The organism is Aquitalea pelogenes (assembly GCF_001515305.1).
Taxonomy (GTDB): domain Bacteria; phylum Pseudomonadota; class Gammaproteobacteria; order Burkholderiales; family Chromobacteriaceae; genus Aquitalea; species Aquitalea pelogenes.
In genome coordinates, this window is record NZ_LNQV01000080.1 from 1 (window position 1) to 9893 (window position 9893).

The following is a 9893-nucleotide window of genomic DNA, read 5'->3' on the forward strand; positions in this document are numbered from 1 at the left end:
ATGCCGGTCTGGTGGCGCGGCCGGTGCGCGACGGCCCGCGGCGCCGGGTGTATCTGGCCAGCCACGACAGCCCCACCCCTGCGGCGGCAGCCTTCCTGAATCTGCTGGCCCGCTATCTGCCGCCAGACCCGGACGGAACAAGCGCATGAAAAATGCAGCCCGCAGATGGAGGCCAGCATGAGCGGCAGTGTTTTCGCCCTGCTGATGCTGGCAGCCTGCCTGCATGCCAGCTGGAATACCCTGATCAAGGCCGCAACCTCGGCCTGGTTCGGCACCGTGCTGGTGGCGGGCTTTGCCAGCCTGCTGGCCCTGTGCACCCTACCATTCCTGCCGACACCCGCCGTGGCCAGCTGGCCGTGTATTGCCGCTTCGGTCTTGTTGCAGTTGCTGTATCTGTGGCTGATTGCCCGCAGCTACGGCCAGGCTGAGCTGGGGCTGGTATACCCGGTGATGCGCGGTACTGCGCCCTTGCTGGTGGCGCTGTGCAATGTCGTGCTGCTGGGTGAACAGCTCAGCGGCATGGCCTTGGCCGGTATCGGCGTGCTGTGCGCCGGTTTGCTGGGCATGGCCTGTTCGGTGCCGCGTGGGCGGCGTAATGGGGTGGGGCTGGCCTTGCTCAATGCCCTGGTGATTGCCGGCTACACCCTGGTGGATGGCGTGGGCGTGCGGCTGTCTGCAGCACCAGCCAGTTATACCTTGTGGATTTTCCTGCTGTGCGGCTTGCCCTTGCCGTTGTGGGCTGCGCTGCGGCAACCGGCAGCACTGGCTGCGGCCTTGCGGCGCGACTGGTGGCGTGGCCTGCTGGGCGGGCTGGGCACCATCAGCTCCTATGGCCTGGCCTTGTGGGCCATGACCCAGGCACCGCTTGCCGTGGTGGCGGCATTGCGGGAAACCTCCATCCTGTTCGGCTTGTTGCTGGCGCGGCTGGTGCTGGGCGAACACACCGGGCGACTGCGCCTGCTGGCCGCGCTGGTGATGTTGTCGGGCGTTGTCCTGCTGCGGCTGGCCTGAACGGCTGGCAGGCTTCTTGCGTTGGCCAGTTGATCTGTCTTGCAGGAATGCACCGTGTCCAAGCCACCGCCTTCGCCGCCCCAGCAAGTCATCCAGCTGCGTCGTGACTACAACAGCTGGGTGGCGCGTGAATCGCTGGAAGACTACGCCCTGCGTTTTACCCCGCGCCGTTTCCGCCAGTGGTCGCTGTGGCGGGTGGCCAATACTGCGCTGGGCGGGGCTGCGTCTTTTCTGGTGCTGGAAGCCGTGGGCGCCACCATGCTGGTGCAAGCCGGGTTTTTCAATGCCTTTCTCGCCATTCTGCTGACCGGGCTGGTGATTCTGCTGGCCGGGCTGCCCATTTCCGTTTATGCCGCCCGCTACGGGGTGGACATGGATCTGCTAACCCGCGGCGCGGGTTTCGGTTATATCGGCTCTACCGTCACTTCGCTGATTTACGCTTCCTTCACCTTCATTTTCTTTGCACTGGAAGCGGCCATCATGGCCTATGCGCTGGAGCTGGGTTTCGGTATTCCGCCGGTGGCCGGTTACCTGCTGTGTGCCTTGCTGGTGCTGCCGCTGGTTACCCACGGCGTCACGGCTATCAGCCGCCTGCAAAGCTGGACCCAACCCCTGTGGCTGTTGCTGCTGGTATTGCCCTATGCCTGTTTGCTGTGGCAGGAACCCGAAGCCCTGCAAGGCCTGTGGCATTACCCTGGTGCGCAGGGCACAGGCATGCAGTTTGATTTGCGCAGTTTTGGTGCGGCCTTTGCCGTGGGCATTGCGCTGATCACCCAGATGGGCGAGCAGGCCGACTACCTGCGCTTCATGCCGCCGCGCACTGCCGGCAATGCCCGCAGCTGGTGGCTGGCCTGCCTGCTGGGCGGGCCGGGCTGGGTATTGCCGGGGGTGGCCAAGATGCTGGGTGGCGCACTGCTGGCCTGGCTGGCCCTGCGTAATGCGGTGCCGCTGGCCAAGGCGGTGGACCCGAACCAGATGTATCTGATTGCCTATTCCCACGTGTTCAGCGACGGCAAGCTGGCGATTGCCGCCACCACGCTGTTTGTCATCGTCTCCCAACTGAAAATCAACGTCACCAACGCCTATGCCGGCAGCCTGGCGTGGTCCAATTTCTTTTCCCGCCTCACCCACAGCCATCCGGGGCGGGTGGTGTGGGTGGTGTTCAATACCGTGATTGCCCTGTTGCTGATGGAGCTGGAGGTATTCCAGGCACTGGGTCAGGTGCTGGCGCTGTACAGCAATATCGCCATTTCCTGGATCATGACCGTGGTGGCGGATTTGCTGATCAACAAGCCGCTGGGCCTGAGTCCGCACGGCATCGAGTTCCGCCGGGCCTATCTGTTCGACATCAATCCGGTGGGGCTGGGCACGATGACGCTGGCGTCCCTGCTGGCGGTGGCCGCCCATCTGGGGGCCTTGGGCGAGGTGGCACAGGCGCTGTCCCCGCTGGTGGCCATGTGTGCGGCGCTGCTGCTCTCGCCCTTGTTTGCCTGGCTCAGTGGCGGGCGTTACTACCTGGCGCGCGCCCCTCGGCCAGTGCGCATGCCCATCACCGCTGCGTGCTGTGCCAGCGCGAGTATGAAGCCGAGGACATCGTGGTTTGCCCGGCGTATCAGGGGCATATCTGCTCGCTGTGCTGCACGCTGGACGTACGCTGCGGTGATTTGTGCAAGCCGCAGGCCACGCTGGCGGCACAATGGCAGGGCTTGTTGCAGCGGCTGCTGCCACGGAGCTTGCAGCCCTATCTGCAACGCGGGCTGGGGCATTACCTGTTGCTGATGGCCGATATCAGCACCTTCTGGCTGCTGTTGCTGGGCCTCTTGTACTTCATCGCCGTGCAGGAAGGCGCGGTAGCCGGGCTGGGCGGCTTGTTGTTCCGCCTGTTTGCCGTCTTGCTGCTGGCCAGCAGCGTGCTGGCCTGGTGGATGGTGCTGACCCATAACAGCCGGCAGGTGGCGCAGGAGGAATCGCGCCGCCAGACCGGCCTGCTGCAACGCGAGATCGACCTGCACCGCCAGACCGACCAGCTATTGCAACAAGCGCGTGAGGCGGCAGAGCAAGCCAATCAGGCCAAGAGCCGCTATGTCACCACCATCAGCCACGAGCTGCGCACCCCGCTCAACAGCATTCTGGGCTATGCGCAAATCCTGCATGCCGATGCCAGCCTGCCGCCTGCGGCGCGCCAGTCGGTGGAGGTGGTGCGCAGGAGTGGCGACCACCTGCTGTCGGTGATTGAAGGCACCATGGACATCGCCCGCATTGAAAGCGGCAAGCTGACGCTGGACATGCGCCCGCTGGACTTCACCGCCTTCATGCGCCAGCTGGTGGCCATGTTCAGCCTGCAGGCGCAGCAAAAGGGGCTGGATTTCAGCTTTGTTCCGCAAGGCGAACTGCCAACGGTGGTGCGGGCGGATGAAAAGCGACTGCGGCAAATCCTGATCAATCTGCTGGGCAATGCCGTCAAGTTCACCGAGCGCGGCGAGGTCAGCCTGGGGCTGCGCTACCAGCGCGAAATGGCCACCTTTACCATTCGCGACACCGGCCCGGGCATTGCCGAGGCCGATCAGCCACGGCTGTTCGAGCCTTTCGAGCGCGGCCGCCAGTCGCAGCAGGGCGGCAGCGGGCTGGGCCTGACCATCAGCAAGATGCTGACCGACCTGATGGGCGGGGAAATCCGCCTGGACAGCACGCCGGGGCAGGGCGCGCTGTTTACCGTGCGGCTGTTCCTGCCGGCCCTGCACGGCCAGCAAGCCGAACAGGCCCTGCCACGCCAGCAGCGTACCGGTTATCTGGGGCCACGCCGCCGTGTGCTGCTGGTGGACAACGAGGCGGTGGACCGCGCCATGCTGCGCCACATGCTGCAAGCGCTGGGCTTTGAGCTGGCCGAGGCCAGCAACGGGGAGGACTGTCTGGCGCTGCTGCCCGCCTTCCGCCCGCATGCGGTGTTCATGGACCTGGCCATGCCCGGCATGGATGGCTGGCAGACCTTGCGCGCCATTCGTCAGGTGCAGGCAGGCATGGCAGATGCCGCCGCCCTGGCCATCATCTCGGCCAATGCCTTTGAAAAGGGGCAGGACAACGATGTCGGCATTCTGCCGGCAGATTTCTTCGTCAAGCCCATCCGCATCGATGACATTCTGGACTGGCTGGGAAGGCACTTGCAGCTGGAATGGCAGACCGACAGCCAGCCCATGCCAGACACCGTGTTGCAAGGCCTGCATGCCAGTGCCGCCAGCCTTACCCTGCCGGATGCCGCCTTGCTGCACCCGCTGCGCGAGGCGCTGGAGCTGGGTTACCCCAAGGGAGTAAAAGCGGCCTTGCAGACCTTGTCCGGACAGGCGACCGAGCATGGCGAATTCCTGCGCCGTGCCCAGAGCCTGGTGGACGCCTTCCGCTTTGATGCACTGCGCAGCTTGTTGCAGTACCAGGATGAAACAGATTGATGGAGCAAGATTGATGGAACAGGCGGCCAACCGCAGCGCGCTGGTGCTGATCGTGGATGACATGCCGGACAACCTGCAAATGCTGCACGATGCGCTGGATGCAGCAGGCCATACCGTGCTGGTGGCCACCCATGGCGAAGCCGCCTTGCAGCGGGCCAGGCTGAGCCTGCCGGATGTGATCCTGCTGGATGCGGTGATGCCGGGCATGGACGGCTTTGAAGTGGCGCGTCGCCTGAAGCAGGATTTTGTCACCCGCGCCATTCCCATCGTGTTCATGACCGGCCTAACCGATAGCGAACACGTGGTGGCGGCCTTTGCCGCCGGCGGGGCCGACTATGTCACCAAACCACTGCGCCCGCCGGAAGTGCTGGCACGCATTGCCGCCCACACCGCCAATGCCCGCCAGATGCAGCAGGCCAGCAGCGCGCTTGATGCCTTTGGTCAGGCCACCCTGGCTCTGAACCCGGAAAGCGGACGGCTGGTATGGCAAACCGCGCTGGCCCGGCAGTTATTGCAACGCTATTTCGGTGTCGAGGATCAACAGGCCCCGGAGTCACTGTGGCGCTGGGCCAGACTTGCCCGGCAGGCCAGGCTGCAAGGAGAAGAGTTGCCCGGTCAATGGCCGGGCGAGGCAGGGCAGAAGCTGCTGGCCAGCTTTCATCTGACTCCCGGCGAGCCGGAATGGCTGGTGGTGCTGCGCGAAGAAGGGCTGCAAGCCACGCTGGCTGCGCTGATTGCGGCCTTCCGCCTGACCCAGCGCGAGGCCGAGGTGCTGCACTGGCTGAGCCTGGGCAAGACCAACCGTGACATTGCCGACATCCTTGGCATGAGCCCGCGCACGGTTAACAAGCATCTGGAGCATGTGTTTGCCAAGCTGGGGGTGGAAACCCGCACCTCCGCCGCCGCCATGGCGCTGGGGCGCGGGCATGCTTAAGGTCCGCTAACACCCCCCGCGGCAGGCTTCGCTACGCGGTTTGCTCAGCGTTTGTCAGCCGCACTTGGCCCGAAACTGTTAATCACAAGCCGTCATGTTCGGCAAACACCTCCTTTGCCGCAAACATGCCGTTGAGCGCGGCCGGAAAACCGGCATACACCGCCATCTGCAGGATGGTTTCGTGGATTTCCTGCTGGCTGAGGCCGACATTGAGTCCGGCGGCAATATGCACCTTCAGCTGCGGTGTGGCATTGCCCAGTGCCGTCAGCGCGGCAATGGTGGCCAGCTCGCGCTGCTGCAGGCTGAGGCCGGGGCGGCAATACACCTCGCCAAAGCCGAATTCGATGATGTAACGCCCCAGGTCCGGGCTGATGTCCTGCAAGCTGGCAATCACGCGTTCGCCTGCCTCTGCGTCGACTTCACGCAGGCGGTTCCAGCCTTGTTGATAATGTGATTGGGTCATGTGCTGCTCCTGTGCTGTCCGGCTGTGCGTCTGCTTGCAAGGTGCTGGCAAGTTCGGTGTAGAAGACCACCTTGTCGCGCATCACGCTCAGATTGTCTTGCAATGCCGCCAGCCGGTTTTCCAATGTCAGCACATGCTGTTGCAGCATCTGCTGACGCCGGACCACACTGTCCAGTTGCTGTCCGTCCCGGCGCAGCGTGGCATAGGCCAGCATGTCCTGTATCGACATGCCGGTGGCACGCAAACGCAGCAGAAAGGCAATCCAGCGCTGATCGTGCTCGCTGTAGCAGCGGTGGCCGCTGGCGCTGCGGCGTACCGGGTCTATCAGCCCGATGTCCTCGTAATAGCGCAAGGTATGGGCGGATAGCCCGCTGGCGTGTGCCATTTGCCGGATGGTCAGTGTAGTCATGGGGTTCAGCCTGAAGCTTCGAGTGCACTCTAAGTCAAGCCTGATGATAGCGTGTTTGCCGCCGGGCGGATTCGCGCATGCCATGTGGCTGTGCTAGATTGGCCCGCTTGTGCTGTCCGGCCGTATTTTGCCCAGGAGTGGTACCGTGCTTTCTCCCCGCCAGTTGTTCAAGCGCCTGTCCGGCAGGCTGACCGCCCTGTTTGGCCGCGGCCTGGTGCTGTCCATGTCGTCCATCATGCTGGGCGGTGTATTGCTGATGTTGCTGGGGCTGTGGCTGACCAACTCTGCCGCTCCCACCACCCTGACCATTACCAGCGGTCCGCCGGGCAGCGTGTTCCAGAAGACGGCGCTGCGCTATCAGCAAATCCTGGCGCGCGAGGGGGTGAAGGTGAAGATTCTGCCTTCCGATGGCTCGCTGGATAATCTGCATCGCTTGCTGGATGCACGTCAGACGGTGGATGTGGGTTTTGTACTGGGCGGGGAGGCAGCCAATGTCGACGCCAAGGGCCTGATGTCGCTGGGCAGCATTTCCTATCAGCCGCTGATGGTGTTCTATCGCGGGGCAACTCGGCCGCTATTGTCCGGTTTCAAGGGCCAGCGGCTGGAAATCGGCGAGGCGGGCAGCGGCACGCACAATCTGGCGCTGGCCTTGCTCAAGCTCAACGGCATCACCCCCGGTGACGGCACGGTGCTGCTGGATACCGTGGCGGGCAATGCGGTGAAGGCCTTGCTGGACAATCAGGTGGATGCGCTGTTCGTGATGGGGGATTCCACCTCCACCGACCTGTTGCGCCAACTGCTGCACACGCCGGACATTCATCTTTTCCATTTTGCCCAGGCGGACGCCTATGCACGCCGGGTCAGCTATCTGAACAAACTGACTTTGCCGCGCGGCGGGCTGGATCTGGGTAAGGATATTCCCGAAGCCGATACCCAGCTGATTGGCCCCACCGTGGAGCTGATCGCCCGTGAGGGCCTGCATCCGGCCTTGTCCGACCTGCTGCTGGAAGCCGCCCGCGAAGTGCATGGCAAACCCGGCCTGTTCAAGAAGGCGGGGGAGTTTCCGGTGCTGGCCGAGCATGAAATCCGCCTCAGCCCGGATGCCCAGCGCTATTACGCCTCCGGCAAGAGCCTGCTGTACCGTACCTTCCCCTTCTGGCTGGCCGGGCTGGTGGCCCGCGCCCTGGCGGTCATCCTGCCTCTGGTGCTGTTGCTGATTCCCGCCCTCAAGGTGGCCCCGGCCATTTACCGCTGGCGCATCCAGTCCGGCATCAACCGCTGGTATCGGGTGTTGTTCGATATCGAGCGCGAGGCGGTGGCACAGCGTACCGTGCCGGGCAAGCAGGAGGAATTGCTGCGCCGGCTGGCCCATGTGGATGCCACCGTCAGCAAGATCGTGGTGCCGGCGGCCTTTGGTGATTTGCTGTACGAGCTGCGCGGCCACATCGACTTTGTCCGCAGCCGCTTGCAAGCGGATGCCGACGCGCAGGGCCATCAGGAACAGCAAGGCTGACTCAGTTGCTGTCTTTCACCGGCAGCAAGCGGAGGATCAGGCGGCTGATGCCCTGACGCAAGGCCGGCAGGTGCAGGGCCAGTCCACCCAGCAGGCCCACCAGGCCACCAGCCAGGGTGTCGTAGAAGCGCGCCTCGATCAGGGCAAAGGCCGACCCGTGGCCCAGATGAGCCGCCTCGGCCAGCAATATCGCCATCGGCGTGATGAACACTGCCGCCATGCCGTAGTGGCGCACCACCAGCGTCTCCACCACCACACTCAGCAGCATGACCAGTAGCGACACCGTCCAGGCGTTCAGCGGCAGGCTGAATACACCCCAGGTAAGCAACAGTCCCAGTGCCGTCCCCAGCAGCCGCTGCAACTGGCGGTTCCATACCGCACGCAGGCTGGCTCCTTGCAGCACGGCCAGGCAGCTCACCGGCACCCAGTAGGGCCGTTGCAGTTGCAGCCATTCGGCCAGCAGCAGCGACAGGAAAACCGTCAGGCCGATGATCAGCGCATCCATCACCACGAAGTCGAAATCCGGCGCAGGCAAGGGCTGGACCGGTTTGGGCGTGCGCCAGCGCAGCACATGCAGGCTATAGCCGAAGGCCAGCACGCAGGCCAGCAGGCTGCCCATGGCTACCAGACCAACCCGCAGCGGTATCTCCAGCACGGGTACCGGGGTGTAGGCGGCAAGGGCAGCCAGCATCACGAAGAAATAACTGCCCGGTGGTGGCAGGCGGTAAAAGCGGCAGATCATCGTCACCAGAATGGTGATGACAGCCAGCACCGGGGCCGTGGCCAGCGGCAGCAACTGGCTGAGGAGGCCCAGCGTGAAACTGGCGATCAGACCGAAGCTGCAGGCCATGATGGTGACCATGCGATGGTGCATGGGCGTGGCCGGCAGGTAGAGAAAGGCCATGCCGCCCAGGGATGACAGCAGGCCCAAGGCCAGGTGGCCGGTCCAGGCGGCAATCAACAGCGGCAGGCCGGTGGCCAGCGCGGCGGTCAGCGGCATCTGCCATGGCCGGTCGCTGGCTTGAAAACTGCGTAATTGCTGCCATTCGCGGGCAATCAGGGCGCGTATCCGCGGTACTGGTCTGGCTGGCTGCATGGTGATTTCCGTCAATAGCCAATAAAAAGTGCAGCCTGACGAAAAAGTCAGTGCATTGGCAAGCGCTCAGTGTCGCGCCGCTGCCGCCAGCCGCTCAGCACAAACAGCAGGGCAATGGCCCACAACACGGCCACCATCCAGCTGCCGCCGGCATGCTGCATCACTAGGCCGGTGGCAGCCGGGCCCAGGCTGCTGGATGCATTCCAGCTCAGTGAAATCAGCCCGGAAACACGCAGCAGGGCGGCACCGCTGAACAGTTCGCCGCTGGCCACCATGGATAAGGTATAGATGGCACCGGCACACGCGCCCAGCACAAACAGATAAGCCTCCCACAGCAGCGGCCGCTGCATCATCCATGGCAGCAAGGGCAGCAGCAGGCACACCAGCACCCCGCACAGCAGGTGTACCCGGCGACGGCCAAGGTGGTCGGCCAGCCAGCCGATGCCAAACTGCAAGGTGGCATCGCCTGCCAGCAGGATGGAGGCGGATGCCAGCGCGCGGCTCTGGCTCATGCCGCCTTCCATCGCCACCAGCGGCAGGAAGCTGAGCATCACGGTATCGAAAGAGGCAAAAAACGCCGTGCCCAGCAAAATGGCAGGCGCAGTTTGCACAATGCCCAGCCAGCCGGTGTCGCTGGCCTTGTCGTCGGTGGTGGACGCCGGATGTTGCGGATGACTGCCGTCACGTGCTTCCGGCCGGGCCAGCATGATGCCCGGAATCCCCAGCAAAAACAGCGCGCCACACAGGAGAAATGCCTGATCAGGCCAGCGGGCCAGCAAGTCGGTCAGCATCGGTCCCAGCACCTGGCAGGCGGTAAAGCAGGTGGAATAGATGGCGACGATGCGGCCACGCGCATGGTCGCCAGCCAGGGTGTTGATCCAGCTTTCGCCCAGCACGAACAAGGGTGCCATGGCAGCACCAAACAGAAAGCGCGCCAGCATCCAGCAGGGAATCGACTGCAGGTATTGCAGCGGCATCACCGCCATTGAGGCCAGCAGCAGGCAGCCCAGCATCACATTGCGCC

The 9893-nt window shown here is 64.0% G+C and carries 9 protein-coding genes; 5 read left to right on the plus strand and 4 right to left on the minus strand.

What is annotated here, in order from left to right:
- Positions 1 to 177 precede the first annotated feature (177 nt).
- The 4 genes from AWT75_RS19650 to AWT75_RS19660 all read left to right on the plus strand — a co-directional run bounded on the left by AWT75_RS19650 (position 178) and on the right by AWT75_RS19660 (position 5388).
- Positions 178 to 1011 carry a DMT family transporter gene (locus tag AWT75_RS19650; protein WP_062791383.1) on the plus strand — a complete coding sequence of 278 codons (834 nt, stop codon included), beginning with the start codon at positions 178 to 180 and terminating at the stop codon, positions 1009 to 1011.
- 54 nt (positions 1012 to 1065) lie between these two features.
- Positions 1066 to 2790, plus strand: coding sequence for a purine-cytosine permease family protein (locus AWT75_RS23255; RefSeq protein WP_239689676.1), 1725 nt, complete (start codon positions 1066 to 1068; stop codon positions 2788 to 2790).
- A 146-nt stretch (positions 2791 to 2936) separates the two neighbouring features.
- Positions 2937 to 4454 (plus strand): ATP-binding response regulator, encoded by a 1518-nt coding sequence (locus tag AWT75_RS22385; RefSeq protein WP_239689677.1) that lies wholly within the window; start codon positions 2937 to 2939, stop codon positions 4452 to 4454.
- Entirely contained in the window at positions 4441 to 5388 is a 948-nt protein-coding gene (locus tag AWT75_RS19660) for a response regulator transcription factor (protein ID WP_062791375.1), read from the plus strand. Before AWT75_RS22385 ends, AWT75_RS19660 begins: the two co-directional genes overlap by 14 nt.
- Before the next feature lie 82 nt (positions 5389 to 5470).
- Here the strand turns inward: AWT75_RS19660 and AWT75_RS19665 are convergent, their stop codons facing one another.
- Together AWT75_RS19665 and AWT75_RS19670 are read right to left on the minus strand one after the other, a co-directional pair.
- Positions 5471 to 5851, minus strand: coding sequence for a carboxymuconolactone decarboxylase family protein (locus AWT75_RS19665; RefSeq protein WP_062791377.1), 381 nt, complete (start codon positions 5849 to 5851; stop codon positions 5471 to 5473).
- Complete coding sequence (locus AWT75_RS19670) at positions 5808 to 6260, minus strand: MerR family transcriptional regulator (protein ID WP_062791379.1); 453 nt, start codon at positions 6258 to 6260, stop codon at positions 5808 to 5810. Before AWT75_RS19670 ends, AWT75_RS19665 begins: the two co-directional genes overlap by 44 nt.
- Positions 6261 to 6405: 145 nt before the next feature.
- On the opposite strand from AWT75_RS19670, the gene AWT75_RS19675 reads away from it, so the two are divergent.
- Positions 6406 to 7773, plus strand: a complete 1368-nt coding sequence (locus tag AWT75_RS19675; RefSeq protein ID WP_062791385.1) for a TAXI family TRAP transporter solute-binding subunit — start codon at positions 6406 to 6408, stop codon at positions 7771 to 7773.
- 1 nt (position 7774) lies between these two features.
- Here AWT75_RS19675 and AWT75_RS19680 read toward each other — a convergent pair whose 3' ends face one another.
- Together AWT75_RS19680 and AWT75_RS19685 are read right to left on the minus strand one after the other, a co-directional pair.
- Positions 7775 to 8869: an FUSC family protein gene (locus AWT75_RS19680; protein WP_062791387.1), complete on the minus strand. Its 1095-nt coding sequence runs from the start codon at positions 8867 to 8869 to the stop codon at positions 7775 to 7777.
- 47 nt (positions 8870 to 8916) lie between these two features.
- Positions 8917 to 9893 (minus strand): MFS transporter (locus tag AWT75_RS19685; RefSeq protein WP_153013401.1); only part of this gene is annotated, 977 nt, incomplete at its 5' end.

Coding starts and splice junctions, on each gene's coding strand:
- AWT75_RS19665 (WP_062791377.1), bottom strand. CDS start 5,851: ATGACCCAATCACATTATCAACAAGGCTGGAACCGCCTGCGTGAAGTC.
- AWT75_RS19680 (WP_062791387.1), bottom strand. CDS start 8,869: ATGCAGCCAGCCAGACCAGTACCGCGGATACGCGCCCTGATTGCCCGC.
- AWT75_RS19660 (WP_062791375.1), top strand. CDS start 4,441: ATGAAACAGATTGATGGAGCAAGATTGATGGAACAGGCGGCCAACCGC.
- AWT75_RS22385 (WP_239689677.1), top strand. CDS start 2,937: ATGGTGCTGACCCATAACAGCCGGCAGGTGGCGCAGGAGGAATCGCGC.
- AWT75_RS19670 (WP_062791379.1), bottom strand. CDS start 6,260: ATGACTACACTGACCATCCGGCAAATGGCACACGCCAGCGGGCTATCC.
- AWT75_RS19650 (WP_062791383.1), top strand. CDS start 178: ATGAGCGGCAGTGTTTTCGCCCTGCTGATGCTGGCAGCCTGCCTGCAT.